Origin of the sequence: Aestuariivita sp. (genome assembly GCF_049276915.1) — a bacterium.
Taxonomy (GTDB): domain Bacteria; phylum Pseudomonadota; class Alphaproteobacteria; order Rhodobacterales; family Rhodobacteraceae; genus Aestuariivita.
Map to the genome: position 1 here is coordinate 1 of NZ_JBASXK010000025.1, position 19,415 is coordinate 19,415.

Annotated in this window: 15 protein-coding genes; 13 read left to right on the top strand and 2 right to left on the bottom strand. The window is 58.6% G+C overall.

What is annotated here, in order from left to right:
• Window positions 1-271: 271 nt before the first annotated feature.
• Together rplK and rplA are read left to right on the top strand one after the other, a co-directional pair.
• On the top strand, window positions 272-697 hold the full coding sequence (rplK, locus tag WAO69_RS02405; RefSeq protein ID WP_422176374.1) for a 50S ribosomal protein L11: 426 nt from the start codon (window positions 272-274) through the stop codon (window positions 695-697).
• A gap of 1 nt (window position 698) precedes the next feature.
• Window positions 699-1,397, top strand: a complete 699-nt coding sequence (rplA, locus tag WAO69_RS02410; protein WP_422176376.1) for a 50S ribosomal protein L1 — start codon at window positions 699-701, stop codon at window positions 1,395-1,397.
• Here rplA and WAO69_RS02415 read toward each other — a convergent pair.
• A complete protein-coding gene (locus WAO69_RS02415; RefSeq protein ID WP_422176378.1) occupies window positions 1,355-1,675 on the bottom strand; it encodes a hypothetical protein in 321 nt (106 codons plus the stop codon). The genes rplA and WAO69_RS02415 overlap by 43 nt on opposite strands.
• Between WAO69_RS02415 and WAO69_RS02420 the strand changes: the two genes are divergently transcribed.
• The 8 genes from WAO69_RS02420 (at window position 1,674) to WAO69_RS02455 (ending at window position 15,237) form a co-directional block, all read left to right on the top strand.
• A complete protein-coding gene (locus WAO69_RS02420) occupies window positions 1,674-2,642 on the top strand; it encodes a LicD family protein (protein ID WP_422176380.1) in 969 nt (322 codons plus the stop codon). The genes WAO69_RS02415 and WAO69_RS02420 overlap by 2 nt on opposite strands.
• A 195-nt stretch (window positions 2,643-2,837) precedes the next feature.
• Entirely contained in the window at window positions 2,838-3,767 is a 930-nt protein-coding gene (locus tag WAO69_RS02425) for a LicD family protein (protein WP_422176382.1), read from the top strand.
• Window positions 3,764-4,201: a glycerol-3-phosphate cytidylyltransferase gene (gene tagD / locus WAO69_RS02430; RefSeq protein WP_422176384.1), complete on the top strand. Its 438-nt coding sequence runs from the start codon at window positions 3,764-3,766 to the stop codon at window positions 4,199-4,201. The genes WAO69_RS02425 and tagD overlap by 4 nt, the downstream gene beginning before the upstream one ends.
• A gap of 293 nt (window positions 4,202-4,494) precedes the next feature.
• On the top strand, window positions 4,495-5,010 hold the full coding sequence (rplJ, locus tag WAO69_RS02435; RefSeq protein ID WP_422176386.1) for a 50S ribosomal protein L10: 516 nt from the start codon (window positions 4,495-4,497) through the stop codon (window positions 5,008-5,010).
• A 70-nt stretch (window positions 5,011-5,080) separates the two neighbouring features.
• Window positions 5,081-5,458 (top strand): 50S ribosomal protein L7/L12, encoded by a 378-nt coding sequence (gene rplL / locus WAO69_RS02440; protein ID WP_422176388.1) that lies wholly within the window; start codon window positions 5,081-5,083, stop codon window positions 5,456-5,458.
• A gap of 243 nt (window positions 5,459-5,701) precedes the next feature.
• Window positions 5,702-9,838 carry a DNA-directed RNA polymerase subunit beta gene (gene rpoB, locus WAO69_RS02445; RefSeq protein ID WP_422176390.1) on the top strand — a complete coding sequence of 1,379 codons (4,137 nt, stop codon included), beginning with the start codon at window positions 5,702-5,704 and terminating at the stop codon, window positions 9,836-9,838.
• Window positions 9,839-9,920: 82 nt separating this feature from the next.
• The gene (rpoC, locus tag WAO69_RS02450) at window positions 9,921-14,162 is read left to right on the top strand and encodes a DNA-directed RNA polymerase subunit beta' (RefSeq protein ID WP_422176392.1); all 4,242 of its coding nucleotides are present in this window, start codon (window positions 9,921-9,923) and stop codon (window positions 14,160-14,162) included.
• A 184-nt stretch (window positions 14,163-14,346) separates the two neighbouring features.
• Window positions 14,347-15,237 carry a DMT family transporter gene (locus WAO69_RS02455; protein WP_422176394.1) on the top strand — a complete coding sequence of 297 codons (891 nt, stop codon included), beginning with the start codon at window positions 14,347-14,349 and terminating at the stop codon, window positions 15,235-15,237.
• On the opposite strand, the gene WAO69_RS02460 is transcribed toward WAO69_RS02455, so the two are convergent.
• Entirely contained in the window at window positions 15,212-16,021 is an 810-nt protein-coding gene (locus WAO69_RS02460) for a putative rhamnosyl transferase (protein ID WP_422176396.1), read from the bottom strand. The two genes, WAO69_RS02455 and WAO69_RS02460, sit on opposite strands and share 26 nt — an antisense overlap.
• Window positions 16,022-16,378: 357 nt before the next feature.
• Between WAO69_RS02460 and rpsL the strand changes: the two genes are divergently transcribed.
• From rpsL to fusA, 3 genes are read left to right on the top strand one after another with little or no spacing between them, the layout of a single operon-like run.
• Complete coding sequence (gene rpsL, locus WAO69_RS02465) at window positions 16,379-16,750, top strand: 30S ribosomal protein S12 (protein ID WP_009810698.1); 372 nt, start codon at window positions 16,379-16,381, stop codon at window positions 16,748-16,750.
• A 12-nt stretch (window positions 16,751-16,762) separates the two neighbouring features.
• A complete protein-coding gene (gene rpsG, locus WAO69_RS02470) occupies window positions 16,763-17,233 on the top strand; it encodes a 30S ribosomal protein S7 (protein ID WP_422176399.1) in 471 nt (156 codons plus the stop codon).
• Between the two features lie 21 nt (window positions 17,234-17,254).
• Window positions 17,255-19,372, top strand: coding sequence for an elongation factor G (gene fusA / locus WAO69_RS02475; protein ID WP_422176401.1), 2,118 nt, complete (start codon window positions 17,255-17,257; stop codon window positions 19,370-19,372).
• The last annotated feature ends 43 nt before the right edge of the window (window positions 19,373-19,415 follow it).

Below are 19,415 nucleotides of genomic sequence, written 5' to 3' on the forward strand. Positions count from 1 at the left end.
TCCAAAAGCTTTATCCAGATCTCCGATCCCGATGCGATGGCTCGGTTCGAGGCCGGTCTGCGCAGTGCCGGTCTGCCGGACTAGATCACGACGCAGCTTTGCTTGACCTTTGACTGCGCAAGCTTTATCGCGCGGGCTTCGGCGCGTCATTCTTTCGAGAATCGTTCCGGTCCGACGTGGGAGGCCCCGGGCACGCGTGTCCAGCCGGACCACGACAACATAACAAAGCCGCCCTGACGCGACAGGGGGGCGTTGGAGAAGGAGAAGGCCAATGGCCAAGAAACTCGTAGGCTCGCTGAAGTTGCAGGTGCCTGCCGGTCAGGCGAACCCCTCGCCGCCGGTTGGTCCGGCGCTGGGTCAGCGCGGCATCAACATCATGGAATTCTGCAAGGCGTTCAACGCCAAGACCGCAGATATGGAGCCCGGCGCGCCGTGCCCGACCGTGATCAGCTATTACCAGGACAAGTCCTTCACCATGGAAATCAAGACGCCTCCTGCGTCTTATTACCTGAAGAAGGCCGCCAAGGTGAAATCCGGTGCAAAGACCCCGTCGCGCGAAACCGTCGGCACGGTGACGGTCGCTCAGGTGAGAGAGATCGCCGAAGCAAAGATGAAAGATCTCAACGCCAACGACATCGAAGGCGCAATGCAGATCATCCTGGGTTCGGCCCGCTCCATGGGCATTGAGGTGAAGTAAGATGGCAAAGCTTGGAAAACGCACCCGCGCCGGCCGTGAGGCTTTCAAGGGAAAAGAGAACCTGACCGTTGAAGAGGCTGTCGCCCTCGTCAAGGGCAATGCAAACGCCAAATTCGACGAAACCGTCGAAGTCGCGCTGAACCTTGGTGTCGATCCGCGCCACGCAGACCAGATGGTCCGCGGTGTGGTGGGCCTGCCCAATGGCACCGGTAAATCCGTGCGCGTTGCGGTATTCGCCCGTGGCCCCAAAGCGGACGAAGCCACTGCAGCAGGTGCCGACATCGTCGGGGCCGAGGATCTGATGGAAATCGTGCAAGGCGGAAAGATCGAATTCGATCGCTGCATTGCCACTCCGGACATGATGCCTGTCGTCGGACGTCTGGGCAAAGTGCTGGGCCCGCGCAACCTGATGCCGAACCCCAAGGTGGGTACGGTGACCATGGATGTCGCCGCTGCTGTCAAAGCCGCCAAGGGCGGTGAGATTCAGTTCAAGGCCGAAAAAGCCGGTGTCGTGCATGCCGGCGTTGGCAAAGTGTCCTTTGACGAAGCCAAGCTGGTCGAAAACGTCCGTGCCCTGGTGAGCGCGGTCGCCAAGGCCAAGCCGACAGGTGCCAAGGGCACATATATGAAAAAGATCTCGATCTCCTCGACCATGGGTCAGGGCGTGACGATCGACGTCGACAATGCTGTGACCGAATAAGTCACGCCGCCCGACACGAATTGATGCGAAAGCGCCGGTCCATCGACCGGCGCTTTTGTTTTGGCGCAGCGGTGCTGTCTGCGCTGACAAAGTGATGTGCCAGGTTTGCTGAGGTTCTGTGCAGGGCGCGGCACGATCATGGCCGGTTCGCGCAGAGATTGTGACGCAACCGCAACGATCCGCATGTTTTGACGTTGTTTTTCGTGTTTTTGCCCGCGTTTCGCATCGGATTCTCTATCCTGTAGAGAAAAAAATAATCTGAGGCAGGCAAACATCATGGCAGGACGTAAAAGCCCCTATATTCCGCAGGACCCCGAAGAGCGCGCACAAAGAATAAGAGAATTGCGCGCAATTGGCCTTTTCGCGTTGGAAAATGGCTGTGGTGGTTTGTCGATGTGGCAGTATTTCAAGGAGCTTCGTGGCTTGGCGGTCGCCGGCATGTATCCCGAACGTCTCGAGGCGCGGATCGCGATTTGTCTGGCCGGTGAAATACGTCCTGCGGCTTTGTCACGATCCCTGAGTGAGTTGAGGCAGATCAGGAAAGACGCAGGAGAGTTGAGCCGGTTCGAAGCTTTTGAACAAGAGTTTCTGAGCCGTATGAAGGGCCGCCCGTTTACTGCGCATGGATATGACCGAAAGACATTCGATCAGTTGGATCACGGGGCCATCTGGTCACAGGTTGCGCATCATGTCTCGCTGTTGAACGACTGGGGCTATCAGGCGTTCCTGAATTCAGGAACATTGCTGGGCGTCGTGCGCGACGGGCAGTTGATCAAACATGATGATGATGTTGATCTCGCTGTGATCCTGAACTCCGATACACTCGAGGGTTTGGCCAAGGAGTGGAGCGATCTGATCGATCGATTGCGTGCGGCGGATATGTTTGACGAGGAAAGCTTTGACGATCCCAAGATCATCAAGCTGCGCCGGTCGTGTTCGGTGCAGATCGACCTGTTCCCGGGATGGGTCAACGACGGCAAGGTTTTCGTCTATCCGCACACGTGTGGTGAATTGTCCGAGCAGGATGTTTTGCCCCTGGGGGCCTGCGCGGTCACCGGAAACCCGGTTCCGGCCGAGCCTGAAAAGATGCTGGTCTTGAACTATGGCAAGGACTGGCGAGAGCCAAATCCCTATTTTGCTTTTCCCTGGAAACAGGCCCAAAGGCGGTTCGCGGCGTTCAGAGAACATATTGAACGGGAGCTTGTTCATCGCAAGCAAGACAGCTTTGCGATCGCAGCGGAGTAGTCGTGCAGGCGATGGGGCATCTGCTGTGGAGGCGAGTACGGCCATGGAGGCAGTCTGCGCGCGCAACCCTCGCGATCTGACAGCCAGCATCCGGCAGAAGATGCGCAAGAGGGCTTCATATGATAGAACCGCATTAACGTAACGCCGCTACTTCACGGGCTTGATGAGTTTCAAAAAGGTTAGCCGATTCAGAATATGGATCAGACAGTTTCCCATAAAGAAAACAAAACCCCGGCCGGGCTTGATCCGGTCGAGCGTTTGCACGAACTGCGCGCGATTGCGTTTTCCGCCCTGGCCTTCGGGGATATCGGTGTCGATTTATGGCGCTGTTTTGCCGAGTTGAAGTCTCTCTCGGTTCCGGCCGAGAAGCGCGCGGAACATCTTGAGGCGTTGATCGGCATCTGTGTTGCCGCGCGCATCCGACCGTCCCGAACCACCCGCATGATCAATGAATTGCGCCAGATGCGCGATGCGCAGGGCCAGAAGCAGAAGTTTCGCGGCTTTGAGGCTCTGTTCCGTCGGTCGCTCGGAGATCTCCGGCTGACCAATCACGAATACCGGACCGAGAATTTCGGCGATCTGGATCATGCGCCCGTCTGGGAGACCGTGGGCCGGCATATCGCCACCCTGCATGAGCGGGGATACCCGGTGTTTCTGAACTCGGGGACTTTGCTGGGTGTTGTGCGCGATCGCAAGCTAATCGATCATGACGACGACATCGATCTTGCCGTCATCATGAAGGCCGGTTCGGCGCAGGAGGCGGCGGCAGAGTGGAAAACGCTGACGGCGGATATCCATGCACTGGGTCTGGTGGACGAGGCTTCGTTCAATGATCCCGCCATCATCAAGCTTTTGCCCATCGGCAATGTTCAGGTCGATCTGTTCCCGGGCTGGATCGAGGGCGAGAACGTATTCGTCTTTCCGCATACCTCGGGCCAACTGAGCAGGGGGGACGTTCTGCCGCTCAAACCCTGCCCGGTGACCGGCAACCCGATCCCGGCAGAGGCGGAAAAGATGCTTGCCCTCAATTACGGCGATGGCTGGAGAGAGCCTGATCCCTATTTCAAATTTCCCTGGAGCACGGCGCGCAGGACTTTTGCGCCATTTCTGAAGGCGCTGACATGACACAGAGCACTGAAAGACATTACCGCACCATCCTGACCTATGGCACGTTCGATCTGTTCCACATCGGCCATGTGCGCCTGTTGCGCCGTCTGGCGGATCTGGGAGATCGGTTGATCGTTGCCTGTTCAACCGACGAGTTCAACGCGATCAAGGGCAAGCAAACCGCGATACCCTATGCCCATCGCGTCGAGGTGCTGGAAGCCTGCCGCTATGTGGATCAGGTCATCCCGGAAAAGACCTGGGAACAAAAGCGCGAGGATGTGGTGGCGCATGAGGTCGATCTGTTCGCGATGGGCGATGACTGGGCCGGCAAGTTTGACGAATTGCGCGATCTGTGCGACGTTCTTTATCTGCCGCGCACGGAAAATGTCTCCACGACCGAGCTCAAGGAACTGATCCAGACCATGCGCATCAGATCGACCGCCGCAGAATAGGCGGGCGACAAGTTTTTGCCGTTCCCGGCGTATTCGGGGTTGGCAATCGGAGTCTCAAGACTTAGGTAGCACTTGGCTTGAAAAGCGTGCGATTCGTCGCGCGCTTTTTGCGCTTTTCGTCCGAGAAGGCGGGTGGCGGTCTGACTGCCTTAATCTCCTGCCCGAGACGGGAATACCGAATTGGCCGTGGTTTTGACCACGGGCGGTTTTGGCATCGCCCCGTAAGGACATGATCGTCGGTTTCGGCCGACAGACTTGAGCCGGGGGGAGACCCTCACAATTGGAGTGAAACTGTGGATAGAGCCCAGAAAGAGAAAGTGGTCGAGGAACTCGGCCAGATCTTTGAAAGCTCTGGCGTCGTTGTGGTAAGCCACTACGCCGGTCTGACAGTTGCTGAGATGCAGGATCTGCGCGCCCGTGCCCGTGAGGCCGGTAGTGCAGTCCGTGTCGCCAAGAACAGGCTCGCCAAAATCGCCCTTGATGGAAAGCCATGCGCAAGCATTGCCGATCTACTTACGGGTATGACCGTTCTGACCTATTCCGAAGATCCGGTGGCTGCCGCAAAGGTGGCTCAGGATTACGCCAAGGAGAACAAGAAGTTCGAAATCCTTGGCGGGGCAATGGGTGAAAACGTTCTGGACCAGGCCGGTGTTGAGGCCGTGTCGAAAATGCCGTCGCGCGAGGAGCTTATCTCCACGATCGTCGGCATGCTTGGCGCACCTGCATCCAACATCGCCGGGGCCATTGGCGCACCTGCTTCGAATATCGCATCCATCCTGTCCACGATCGAGGACAAGGCGGCCGCGTAAAGCACTGTCAATCGGCGTCGGGTGAACACCTGACGTTGGAACACATCTTAGAAACGGAAAAGAGCTAGATATGGCTGATCTGAAAAAACTGGCAGAAGAGATCGTTGGTCTGACCCTGCTGGAAGCACAAGAACTGAAAACAATCCTGAAAGACGAATACGGCATCGAGCCCGCCGCTGGCGGCGCTGTGATGGTGGCTGGTCCTGCAGGCGACGCCGGTGGCGCAGCCGAAGAAGAAAAGACCGAATTCGACGTCGTTCTGAAGAACGCAGGTGCCTCCAAGATCAACGTGATCAAGGAAGTACGCGGCATCACCGGTCTGGGCCTGAAAGAAGCCAAGGACCTGGTCGAAGCCGGTGGCAAGATCAAAGAAGGCGTGTCGAAAGGCGAAGCCGAAGAGATCAAAGGCAAGCTGGAAGCAGCTGGCGCCGAGGTCGAACTGGCCTAAGCCACCTGGCGGGATCTTCCCGCCCCTCAATTCAGGCTGGATCCGGAGCAATCCGGGTCCAGCCGAACCCGTCTTGGCAAGAGCTCTGGGCTCAGAGCGTTTTCCAGGATGTGGTTCTCGGATCGGGAGGCCGTCATTGGGACGATGGCCATGAATGGATCCGGACACGTCGTCTCGTATGGGCAGGATACCGTCGCCCCAACGGTGTTCGCCCGGTGAGAAACTTGAAAGGTGACACCTGACATGGCTCAATCGTTCCTTGGCCAGAAACGTCTTCGTAAATACTATGGCAAAATCCGCGAAGTGCTGGAAATGCCGAACCTCATCGAGGTTCAGAAATCCTCCTACGACCTGTTCCTGAAATCCGGTGATCAGCCGGTGCCGACCGAAGGCGAAGGCATCATGGGCGTGTTCCAGTCGGTCTTCCCGATCAAGGATTTCAACGAAACTGCCGTGCTTGAATTCGTCAAGTACGAGCTGGAAAAACCGAAATACGATGTCGAGGAATGTCAGCAACGTGACATGACCTACAGCGCGCCTCTCAAGGTCACGCTGCGTCTTATCGTGTTTGATGTCGACGAGGATACAGGTGCAAAGTCCGTCAAGGACATCAAGGAACAGGACGTCTTCATGGGCGACATGCCTTTGATGACCCCCAACGGGACGTTCATCGTGAACGGCACCGAGCGTGTGATCGTTTCCCAGATGCACCGCTCGCCCGGCGTGTTCTTTGACCATGACAAGGGCAAGACCCATTCCTCGGGCAAATTGCTGTTTGCCTGCCGCATTATTCCCTATCGCGGCAGCTGGCTGGATTTCGAATTCGACGCCAAGGACATCGTGTTTTCCCGCATCGACCGTCGCCGCAAGCTGCCTGTCACCACGCTGCTTTATGCGCTGGGGATGGATCAGGAAAGCATCATGGATGCGTATTACAACACCGTCAGCTACAAGCTGAAAAAGAACAAGGGCTGGGTCACTCCGTTCTTCCCGGAACGGGTGCGGGGCACGCGACCGACCTATGATCTTGTGGACGCCAAGACCGGTGACGTGATCGCGGAAGCCAGCAAGAAAATCACGCCGCGCGCGGTCAAGAAACTGATCGACGAAGGCAATGTGAGCGATCTGCTGGTGCCGTTCGAGCATATCGTGGGCAAATTCGTCGCCAAGGACATCATCAACGAAGAAAACGGCGCGATCTATGTCGAAGCCGGTGATGAGCTGACGCTGGAGTATGACAAGGACGGCACGCTGATCGGCGGTACGGTCAAGGATCTGATCGACGCGGGCATCACCGATATTCCGGTTCTGGACATCGATAACATCAATGTGGGCGCGTATATGCGCAACACGATGGCCAACGACAAGAACATGAACCGCGAAACCGCGCTCATGGATATCTATCGCGTCATGCGTCCGGGCGAGCCGCCCACCGTCGATGCGGCCTCGGCCCTGTTCGACACGCTGTTCTTTGACAGCGAGCGTTATGATCTGTCGGCTGTTGGCCGGGTCAAGATGAACATGCGTCTGGCTCTGGATGCCGAAGACACCGTGCGCACCCTGCGCAAGGAAGACATCGTCGCCTGTATCAAGGCTCTGGTCGATCTGCGCGATGGCAAGGGCGATATCGACGATATCGACCATCTCGGGAACCGCCGGGTGCGCTCGGTCGGTGAGCTGATGGAGAACCAGTACCGCGTCGGCCTGCTGCGGATGGAGCGCGCGATCAAGGAGCGTATGTCCAGCGTCGAAATCGACACGGTCATGCCTCAGGATCTGATCAACGCGAAACCCGCTGCTGCCGCGGTGCGTGAATTCTTTGGCTCGTCGCAGCTGTCGCAGTTCATGGACCAGACCAACCCGCTGTCCGAAGTCACCCACAAACGCCGTCTTTCGGCGCTTGGACCCGGTGGTCTGACACGCGAACGTGCTGGCTTTGAGGTGCGCGACGTGCACCCGACCCACTATGGTCGGATGTGCCCGATCGAAACGCCGGAAGGTCCGAACATCGGTCTGATCAACAGCCTTGCGACGTTTGCGCGGGTGAACAAATACGGCTTTATCGAAACGCCCTATCGCAAGGTGAAAGCGGGACAGGTGACCGATGAGGTCCAGTACATGTCCGCCACCGAAGAGATGCGCCATACCGTGGCTCAGGCCAACGCATCGCTGGATGGGAACGGCCGGTTCGTCAATGAGATGGTCAACACCCGTCAGGCGGGGGACTATACCCTTGCGCCGGTCGATGCGGTCGACCTGATCGACGTGTCGCCCAAGCAGTTGGTCTCGGTTGCGGCCTCGCTCATTCCGTTCCTTGAAAATGACGACGCCAACCGCGCTCTGATGGGCTCGAACATGCAACGTCAGGCGGTTCCGCTGCTGCAGGCCGAAGCGCCTCTGGTAGGGACCGGGATCGAGGAAAAAGTCGCGATCGACTCCGGCGCGGCCATTCAGGCCAGACGCGCCGGCGTGATCGACCAGATCGATGCGCAGCGGATCGTGATCCGGGCGACGGCCGATCTGGAACTGGGTGACGCGGGCGTGGATATCTACCGCATGCGCAAATTCCAGCGCAGCAACCAGAACACCTGTATCAACCAGCGTCCGCTGGTCAAGGTGGGGCAGACCGTCCAGAAAGGTGAGATCATCGCGGATGGTCCTTCGACCGATCTGGGTGAACTGGCCCTTGGCAAGAACGTGGTTGTCGCCTTCATGCCCTGGAACGGCTATAACTATGAGGACTCGATCCTCATTTCCGAGCGGATTGCACAGGATGACGTCTTTACCTCGATTCATATCGAGGAATTCGAAGTTGCCGCCCGTGACACCAAGCTTGGGCCCGAGGAAATCACCCGCGATATCCCCAACGTCGGCGAGGAAGCTCTGCGCAACCTCGACGAGGCGGGCATCGTCTATATCGGTGCCGATGTGGAACCGGGCGATATTCTGGTGGGCAAGATCACTCCGAAGGGCGAAAGCCCGATGACGCCGGAAGAAAAACTGCTGCGCGCCATCTTTGGTGAAAAAGCCTCGGACGTGCGTGATACAAGCTTGCGCGTGAAACCGGGTGACTTTGGCACGGTCGTGGAAGTGCGCGTCTTCAACCGCCACGGTGTGGAAAAAGACGAACGTGCGCTTCAGATCGAACGCGAAGAAGTCGAGCGTCTTGCACGTGACCGCGATGACGAGCTGGCGATCCTGGATCGCAACATCTATGCCCGTCTGAAATCGCTGATCACGGGCAAGAAAGTTGCCAAAGGTCCAAAGGGCATCAAACCCGGCTCCGAGATCAACGATGAACTGCTGGAGACATTGACACGCGGTCAGTGGTGGCAGCTGGCATTGGAAGACGAAGCCGATGCGCAAATCGTCGAAGCCCTGAACGAGCAATACGAAGTGCAGAAACGCACTCTGGATGCCCGCTTTGAGGACAAGGTCGAGAAAGTGCGCCGGGGTGATGATCTGCCTCCGGGTGTGATGAAGATGGTCAAGGTGTTCGTGGCGGTGAAGCGCAAGCTGCAACCGGGCGACAAGATGGCTGGTCGTCACGGCAACAAGGGCGTGATCTCCAAAGTGGTACCGATGGAGGACATGCCGTTCCTTGCGGATGGTACCCCGGTCGATTTCTGTCTCAACCCGCTGGGTGTGCCGTCGCGTATGAACGTCGGTCAGATCCTCGAAACACATATGGGCTGGGCCGCGCGCGGCCTGGGCCTGAACGTGGACGAGGCGCTGCAGGAATATCGCCGCTCTGGCGACCTGACTCCGGTGCGCGAAGCGATGCACCATGCGTATGGCGACGATGTCTATGACGAAGGCATCGCCGGCATGAGCGAGGAAGACCTGATCGAGGCGGCAGGCAATGTCACACGCGGTGTGCCGATTGCGACGCCGGTCTTTGACGGTGCCAAGGAAGCCGATGTGAACGATGCGCTGACCCGCGCGGGCTTTGACACATCCGGCCAGTCGGTGCTGTTTGACGGCCGCACGGGCGAGCAGTTTGCCCGCCCTGTGACTGTCGGCATCAAGTACCTGCTGAAACTGCACCACCTTGTGGATGACAAGATCCACGCGCGCTCGACCGGGCCTTACAGCCTTGTCACCCAGCAGCCTCTGGGCGGTAAAGCGCAGTTCGGTGGACAGCGGTTCGGGGAAATGGAGGTCTGGGCTCTGGAAGCTTATGGCGCTGCCTATACCCTGCAGGAAATGCTGACCGTGAAGTCGGACGACGTTGCCGGACGGACGAAAGTCTATGAGAGCATCGTCAAGGGCGAGGACAACTTCGAAGCCGGTATTCCGGAATCGTTCAACGTTCTTGTCAAAGAAGTCCGTGGCCTCGGCCTGAACATGGAACTCCTGGATGCGGAGGACGAGGGGTAAGGCGAATTTCTGAAATTCGCGGCGATCCGTAAGCGGATCGCCTCCCCCCACCCACCATCCGCACGAATTTGAGGACATCAAAATGAACCAGGAACTGACAAACAACCCGTTCAACCCGCTCACACCTCCCAAGGTGTTCGACGAGATCCGCGTTTCTCTGGCATCGCCAGAGCGGATCCTCTCGTGGTCCTACGGTGAGATCAAGAAACCCGAGACCATCAACTATCGCACGTTCAAACCCGAGCGTGATGGCCTGTTCTGCGCGCGTATCTTTGGCCCGATCAAGGATTACGAATGTCTGTGCGGCAAATACAAACGCATGAAGTATCGCGGCGTTGTCTGCGAGAAATGCGGTGTCGAAGTCACGCTGCAAAAGGTCCGCCGCGAGCGCATGGGCCATATCGAACTGGCCGCTCCCGTTGCTCATATCTGGTTCCTGAAGTCGCTGCCCAGCCGCATTGGTCTCATGCTGGACATGACGCTGCGCGATCTGGAACGCGTGCTCTATTTCGAAAACTACGTCGTGATCGAACCCGGTCTGACGGACCTGTCCTATGGCCAGATGCTCTCGGAAGAAGAGTTCATGGACGCCCAGGACCAGTTCGGCATGGACGCGTTCACCGCCAATATCGGTGCCGAAGCGATCCGTGACATGCTGGCCCAGATTGATCTGGAAGCCGAAGCCGACACGCTGCGCGCCGATCTGAAAGAGGCCACGGGCGAGCTGAAGCCCAAGAAGATCATCAAGCGCCTGAAAGTGGTCGAGAGCTTCCTGGAATCCGGCAACCGTCCCGAGTGGATGGTCATGACCGTCGTGCCGGTGATCCCGCCGGAACTGCGCCCGCTGGTGCCGCTGGACGGGGGCCGTTTCGCCACCTCTGACCTCAACGACCTCTATCGTCGTGTGATCAACCGCAACAACCGTCTCAAGCGTCTGATCGAGTTGCGCGCGCCTGATATCATCGTGCGCAACGAAAAGCGGATGCTGCAGGAATCCGTGGATGCGCTGTTCGACAACGGCCGCCGTGGCCGCGTGATCACCGGTGCCAACAAGCGCCCGCTGAAATCGCTGTCCGACATGCTGAAAGGCAAGCAGGGCCGCTTCCGCCAGAACCTTCTGGGCAAGCGCGTCGACTTCTCGGGCCGCTCGGTCATCGTGACCGGACCGGAACTCAAGCTCCACCAGTGTGGTTTGCCCAAGAAGATGGCGCTGGAACTGTTCAAGCCGTTCATCTATTCGCGCCTCGAAGCCAAGGGCCTGTCTTCCACCGTGAAGCAAGCCAAGAAACTGGTGGAAAAGGAACGTCCCGAGGTTTGGGATATCCTTGACGAGGTGATCCGCGAACACCCCGTTCTGCTGAACCGTGCGCCGACGCTGCACCGTCTTGGCATCCAGGCCTTCGAACCCGTTCTGATCGAAGGCAAGGCAATCCAGCTTCACCCGCTGGTCTGTTCGGCCTTCAACGCCGACTTTGACGGTGACCAGATGGCGGTACACGTGCCGCTCTCGCTGGAAGCGCAGTTGGAAGCCCGTGTTCTGATGATGTCGACGAACAACGTTCTGTCGCCTGCAAACGGCGCACCGATCATCGTTCCGTCGCAGGACATGATCCTGGGTCTCTACTATGTGACCCTGGAACGCGAAGGCATGAAGGGCGAAGGCAAGATCTTTGGTTCGATCGACGAAGTCCAGCACGCGCTGGATGCCGGCGAAGTACACCTGCACAGCAAGATCACCGCGCGCATCACCCAGATCGACGAGGAAGGCAACGAAGTGCAAAAGCGCTTTGAAACCACACCGGGTCGCGTGCGTCTGGGTGCGCTTTTGCCGCTCAACGCCAAGGCTCCGTTCGAGCTGGTGAACCGTCTGCTGCGCAAGAAAGAAGTGCAGCAGGTGATTGACACCGTCTATCGCTATTGCGGTCAGAAAGAGTCGGTCATCTTCTGTGACCAGATCATGTCCATGGGCTTCAAGGAGGCGTTCCGCGCCGGCATCTCGTTCGGCAAGGACGACATGCTGATCCCCGACAGCAAATGGTCGATCGTCGATGAGACCCGCGATCAGGTGAAGGATTTCGAACAGCAGTACATGGACGGCCTGATCACTCAGGGCGAAAAGTACAACAAGGTTGTCGATGCCTGGTCCAAGTGTAACGACCGCGTCACCGACGCGATGATGGGGTCGATCTCGGCCACCCATCGCGACGAGAACGGTGCCGAAATGGAACCGAACTCGGTCTACATGATGGCGCATTCCGGTGCGCGGGGCTCGGTCACGCAGATGAAACAGCTGGGCGGCATGCGCGGCCTGATGGCCAAGCCGAATGGCGACATCATCGAAACGCCGATCATCTCGAACTTCAAGGAAGGTCTGACCGTGTTGGAGTATTTCAACTCCACCCACGGCGCCCGTAAGGGTCTGTCGGACACGGCTCTGAAAACGGCGAACTCGGGTTATCTGACCCGCCGTCTGGTGGACGTGGCGCAGGACTGCATCGTGCGGATGAAGGATTGCGGCACGGACAATGCGATCACCGCCGAACCAGCGGTCAACGATGGCGAAGTCGTGGCGTCGCTGGGCGAGCGTGTTCTGGGTCGTGTGGCAGCAGAAGACCTGCTCAAGCCCGGCACGGACGAGGTTCTGGTGGCCAATGGCCAGATGATCGACGAACGCATGGCCGATCTGATCGAAGAACATGGTCTGCAATCTGCCCGCATCCGCTCGCCTCTGACCTGTGAAGCCGAAGAGGGTGTCTGCGCAATGTGCTATGGTCGTGACCTTGCACGCGGCACCATGGTGAACATCGGCGAAGCCGTCGGTATCATCGCGGCGCAGTCCATCGGTGAACCCGGTACACAGCTGACGATGCGGACATTCCACATTGGCGGTGTTGCCCAGGGTGGCCAGCAGTCCTTCCTCGAAGCCAGCCAGCCCGGCAAGATCGAGTTCGTGAACGCCCAGACTCTCAAGAACGAGATGGGCGAGATCATGGTTGTCGGCCGGAACATGAAGCTGCTCATCAATGACGAACATGGCGAAGAGCGTGCCAGCCACAAGGTCGGCTATGGCTCCAAGCTGTTTGTCGAGGATGGCAGTTCGGTTGTGCGCGGCGACAAGCTGTTCGAATGGGATCCCTACACGCTGCCCATCATCGCGGACAAGGACGGCACCGCCAAGTTCGTCGACCTCGTGAGCGGCATCGCCGTGCGCGACGAGACCGATGACGCGACCGGCATGACCCAGAAGATCGTGATCGACTGGCGTGCCGCACCCAGAGGCAACGAGCTGAAACCGGAAATCATTCTGGTGGGTCCGGATGGTGAGCCCGTGCGCAACGATGCCGGCAACCCGGTGACCTATCCGATGTCGGTGGACGCTGTTCTGTCGATCGAAGAAGGCTCCGAGATCAAGGCCGGCGACGTGGTTGCGCGTATTCCGCGCGAAGGTGCCAAGACCAAGGATATTACCGGTGGTCTGCCGCGTGTGGCCGAACTCTTTGAGGCACGTCGCCCCAAGGACCACGCCATCATCGCCGAAATCGACGGTTATGTCCGCTTTGGTCGCGACTACAAGAACAAGCGCCGCATCACCATCGAACCCAGCGACGACACGATGGAACCCGTCGAATACATGGTACCCAAGGGCAAGCACATTCCTGTTCAGGAAGGTGACTTCATCCAGAAGGGTGACTACATCATGGACGGTAACCCCGCGCCCCATGACATCCTGTCGATCATGGGTGTCGAAGCTCTGGCGGATTACATGATTGACGAGGTGCAGGACGTCTATCGCCTGCAAGGTGTGAAGATCAACGACAAGCACATCGAAGTCATCGTGCGTCAGATGCTGCAGAAATGGGAGATCCTGGAAAGCGGCGATACCACGCTGCTCAAGGGCGAACATGTCGACAAGCAGGAGTTCGATCTGGCCAACGAGAAGGCGATTTCCAAGAACGGTCGTCCGGCTCAGGGCGAACCGATCCTTCTGGGGATCACCAAGGCATCGTTGCAGACACGCTCGTTCATCTCGGCGGCCTCCTTCCAGGAGACCACGCGGGTTCTCACCGAGGCCTCTGTTCAGGGCAAGAGAGACAAGCTTGTCGGTCTGAAAGAGAACGTCATCGTTGGTCGTCTGATCCCTGCGGGCACCGGTGGTGCCACTCAGAACGTGCGCAAGATTGCCACGGATCGCGACAATGTCGTCATCGAAGCCCGCCGGGAAGAGGCCGCCGCGGCCGCCGCTCTGGCAGCTCCGATGCAGGACGACGTGATTGGTGGGGACGAATTCGACACGCTGGTCGAAACACCCGAAAGCCGCGATTGATCGACCTGATCCCAAGTCTGAAAGGCCCCGCAGCAGCGGGGCCTTTTTTCGTTTGTCCCCGCGCTGTCGGGCAGACCCGCCAGCCCTGCCTGTGACAGAGTCAGAGGGGCGCGAGTTTTCCGATGCGCAGGCAATCGCGATCCGCTAGCGTTGCGCCATTGATCACCATGCAGAGCCGCCACAGATGCTAGACCGCCTGCCACCCAACATCGCCGGTGCATTGCTCATGATGGCCAGCATGGCGGCCTTCACGATCAACGATACATTCGTCAAGCTGGTGGGCCAGACCATCCCGCTGTTTCAGCTGCTGACCCTGCGTGCCGCTCTGGCGACGATCCTTCTTGCCATCCTCACGCTGCGGCTGGGAAAGTTCAGCCTGACCATGCCGCGGCGGGATTGGTGGTTGGTTGGCCTGCGCTGCATTGCGGAAATCGCCGCCGCCTATTTCTTTCTGTCGGCGCTGCTGGCCATGCCGCTGGCCAATGTCACGGCGATCCTGCAGGTGCTGCCGCTGACCGTGACGCTGGGGGCTGCACTTTTCTTTCGCGAAAAGGTGGGCTGGAGGCGGATGCTGGCGATCTGTGCCGGGTTTGCCGGGATGTTGCTGATCGTGCGGCCGGGGCCCGACGGGTTCACGCAACACGCGCTCTATGCGCTGGCGGCCGTGGGCATGGTGACAGTGCGCGACCTGGTCACGCGCCGGATGTCTGCCGCTGTCTCCTCCCTGACGGTGACCGTTTTGACCTCGGCGTCCATTCTGGTGTTCTTCGGGTTTGCCTCGTTCACCATCCAGTGGCAGCCCGTGTCCGTGCATGAGGGCGCGCTGATCGTGGCTTCGGCGGTGTTTGTCATCGGGGGCTATACGTTCAGTGTCATGGTCATGCGGGTCGGCGAAGTCAGCGTGGTCGCGCCGTTTCGCTATACCGGGCTGCTCTGGGCGTTGCTGCTGGGATGGCTGGTGTTCGGAGACTGGCCGGACGCCCTGACCATGCTGGGGGCCTCTATTGTCGTGGGCAGCGGGCTGTTTACCCTCTATCGGGAACGGCGGGTCAGATCGCGGAAAACACCCGCCTGACGGCGGCGTCCTCAATGGCGAAACGATCCCGAAACAGTTCGGCAGTCGCCCCGTCCATCAGTGCCAGCTGCAAAGGTGCGATCCCCGCCTTTTGACGGGAATCGTTGTGATCATTATGCCCGCGCACGAACATCAGGCTTTCGCTTTCAGAGACAACCGGCATGAACCTTGCCAGTTTCTTATGGGCGAAATTCATGATGCTCTGGCGCACCCCGCCACGCACCGCCATTCCCAGCGCCACACCGTATAGCGGCAGCAGGGTTTCGGCGACCTCGATGCCCGAAGGACCGGGGCGCGCGGAAAACCCCCGCTGAAAATCAAAGGCCACAAGCCGGTTGTCATCCACCAGCCGGGCATTTTCGCGCGCGGACTGACGCAAACGCGCCACGAAATCGACAGCGACTGCATCGTCATCGTCATGGCGAAACTGCAGGCAGGGGGCGTCGATATCCCGGCGCGCGGCATTGAGGGCAGCTTGCATCACCTGGCGATGGGGGCCGGGGGGATGGACCTGCACCTGAGCCTGCGGAAAATCGCTCAGAAGGGCATCCAGACGGGCGCGCCACTGCTCTGGCAGACTGTCGCCGATCACGATGACGAATGTGAAATCCGGATCGCTTTGCGCCTTCAGCCCCGGCAGGGTGATCGCTTCGAACTGTGCAAAGCGCGCGTTCATGCGTTCAGGGGCATAAAGATAGGCGATACGCTCTGCCAGCGAGTCATGTTCCACCTGAAACCCACCCTCTCCGGGATAGGAAAATCGACACAGCCCGATGACCTGCATGTATGCCTACCGCTCCTTTGCCCTAAGTGCCTTGCGCGCCCAGTAAACCTGGGGCAAAACCTGACATCGGTCTGGTGTCATTGCAACCGCGGCGGGCTGTTGACAAGGCATCCGACTCCCCCTATACGCCGCTCATCCACGGTACGGGTTAACGCCCTTAAAGCCGTAATCAGAACTGAAGTGGTCACGATCCGGTCTGCAAAACGGCCCGATCCTCTGGAAACCCACCGCGTCGTTCCCGCACACAGGGAACGAAGGCGGTTTTTGCGCTTTGCGGACGCGTAAGGCGTTAGTGAATTAGAAACCGCGGGGGCACCCCGCACGACACATGTGTTGAGAGATGGGGAAAAAAGCCCAATGCCAACGATCCAACAGCTGATCCGCAAGCCGCGCCAGCCGAAAATCAAACGCTCGAAGTCCATGCACCTGGAGCAGTGCCCGCAAAAACGCGGCGTCTGCACACGTGTATATACAACCACTCCGAAAAAGCCGAACTCCGCGATGCGGAAAGTGGCCAAGGTCCGTCTGACCAATGGCTTTGAGGTGATTTCCTACATCCCCGGCGAGAGCCACAACCTGCAGGAGCACTCGGTTGTGTTGATCCGCGGCGGTCGTGTAAAAGACCTTCCCGGTGTGCGTTACCACATCCTTCGCGGTGTTCTGGATACCCAGGGCGTCAAAGACCGTAAGCAGCGCCGTTCGAAATACGGCGCCAAGCGTCCCAAGTAAGAGGATTAAGATATGTCACGCCGTCACGCCGCTGAAAAACGCGAAGTCCTGCCAGACGCCAAATATGGCGATAAGGTTCTGACGAAATTCATGAACAACCTGATGATCGACGGCAAGAAGTCGGTCGCAGAACGCATCGTGTACTCTGCGCTGGAACGCGTAGAAGGCAAGATCAAACGCGCACCTGTCGAAGTCTTCCACGAAGCGCTCGACAACATCAAACCCGCCGTCGAGGTTCGCTCGCGCCGTGTTGGTGGTGCGACGTATCAGGTGCCTGTAGAGGTTCGCCCCGAGCGCCGCGAAGCGCTGGCGATCCGCTGGCTGATCATTGCATCGCGCAAGCGCAATGAAAACACGATGGAAGAACGCCTCGCCGGTGAACTGATGGATGCAGTGCAATCCCGTGGTTCGGCCGTGAAGAAGCGCGAAGACACCCACAAAATGGCCGACGCGAACAAAGCGTTCAGCCATTACCGCTGGTAACCTTTTAGAGGCATTCGACCAATGGCACGCGAATATCCGCTCGACCGCTATCGCAACTTCGGCATCATGGCTCACATTGATGCCGGCAAGACCACCTGTTCCGAACGCATCCTGTATTACACAGGCAAATCCCACAACATCGGTGAGGTGCACGATGGTGCGGCCACCATGGACTGGATGGAGCAGGAGCAGGAACGCGGTATCACCATCACCTCGGCTGCGACCACCACATTCTGGGAACGCACCGAAGATGGCTCTACCCCAGATACGCCCAAGCACCGGATGAACATCATCGACACCCCCGGCCACGTGGACTTCACCATCGAAGTCGAACGTTCGCTGGCGGTTCTTGATGGCGCGGTTGCCGTGCTGGATGCCAATGCCGGTGTCGAACCCCAGACCGAAACCGTCTGGCGTCAGGCTGACCGCTACAAGGTGCCGCGTATCGTGTTCGTCAACAAGATGGACAAGATCGGTGCCGACTTCTTCAACTGTGTGCGCATGATCCAGGACCGCACGGGTGCTGTCCCTGCACCGATCCAGATTCCGATCGGCGCGGAAAACGAGCTGGAAGGCATCGTTGATCTCGTGACCATGGAAGAATGGGTTTGGGAAGGCGAAGATCTGGGCGCGTCCTGGGTGAAAAAGCCGATCCGCGACAGCCTGAAAGAGACTGCCGAAGAATGGCGCGCCAAGCTGATCGAGACAGCCGTCGAAATGGACGACGACGCGATGATGGCATATCTGGAAGGCGAAGAGCCTGACGTGCCAACACTGCGCAGCCTGATCCGCAAGGGCACGCTGGCGATCAAGTTCATTCCGGTTCTGTGTGGCTCTGCGTTCAAGAACAAGGGCGTGCAGCCTCTGTTGAACGCCGTGATCGATTATCTACCCAGCCCGATGGACGTTGTCGATTACATGGGCTTCAAACCCGGTGACGAGACAGAAACACGTAACATCGCGCGTCGCGCAGATGACAACATGGCCTTCTCGGCGCTGGCGTTCAAAATCATGAACGACCCCTTCGTCGGCACGCTGACGTTCACACGCGTCTATTCGGGTGTTCTGAACAAGGGCGACACGCTTCTGAACTCCACGAAGGAACGCAAAGAGCGCGTCGGCCGGATGATGATGATGCACTCCAATGATCGCGAAGAGATCACCGAAGCGTTTGCAGGCGATATCATCGCGCTGGCCGGTCTGAAAGACACCACAACGGGTGACACGCTCTGTGCGGTCAACGATCCTGTGGTTCTTGAAACCATGACCTTCCCCGAGCCCGTGATCGAGATCGCAGTCGAGCCGAAAACAAAGGCCGACCAGGAAAAAATGTCGACCGGTCTGGCCCGTCTTGCGGCAGAAGATCCCTCCTTCCGTGTGGAGACCGATATCGAATCCGGTCAGACCATCATGAAGGGCATGGGCGAACTTCACCTGGACATCCTGGTGGATCGTCTGCGTCGTGAATTCAAGGTCGAAGCCAACATCGGTGCGCCGCAGGTGGCTTATCGCGAGACCATCTCGCGGGAAACCGAACATACCTACACCCACAAGAAACAGTCGGGTGGTTCGGGTCAGTTCGCCGAGGTCAAGCTGATCATTTCGCCGACAGAGCCGGGTGAAGGCTATTCGTTCGAGTCCCGCATCGTCGGTGGCGCGGTTCCCAAGGAATACATCCCCGGTGTCGAAAAAGGCATCAAATCGGTTATGGACAGCGGCCCTCTGGCTGGCTTCCCGGTGATCGACTTCAAGGTCGCCCTGATCGACGGCAAGTTCCACGACGTGGACTCCTCGGTTCTGGCCTTTGAAATCGCCGCTCGGATGGGCATGCGCGAAGGCATGAAGAAAGCCGGTGCGAAACTGCTCGAGCCGATCATGAAAGTCGAAGTTGTCACGCCTGAGGAATATACAGGCGGCATCATCGGCGATCTGACATCGCGTCGCGGCCAGGTCCTGGGTCAGGACACGCGCGGCAACGCGATCGCGATCGATGCACAGGTGCCTCTGGCGAACATGTTCGGCTACATCAACACGCTGCGTTCGATGTCTTCGGGACGTGCCAACTTCACGATGCAGTTCGGCCATTACGAACCTGTTCCGCAGAACATCTCTGACGAAATTCAGGCGAAATTCGCATAACGGGAAGGCGGGGTGAACCCCGCCCTACCACCCACCGTAGGGC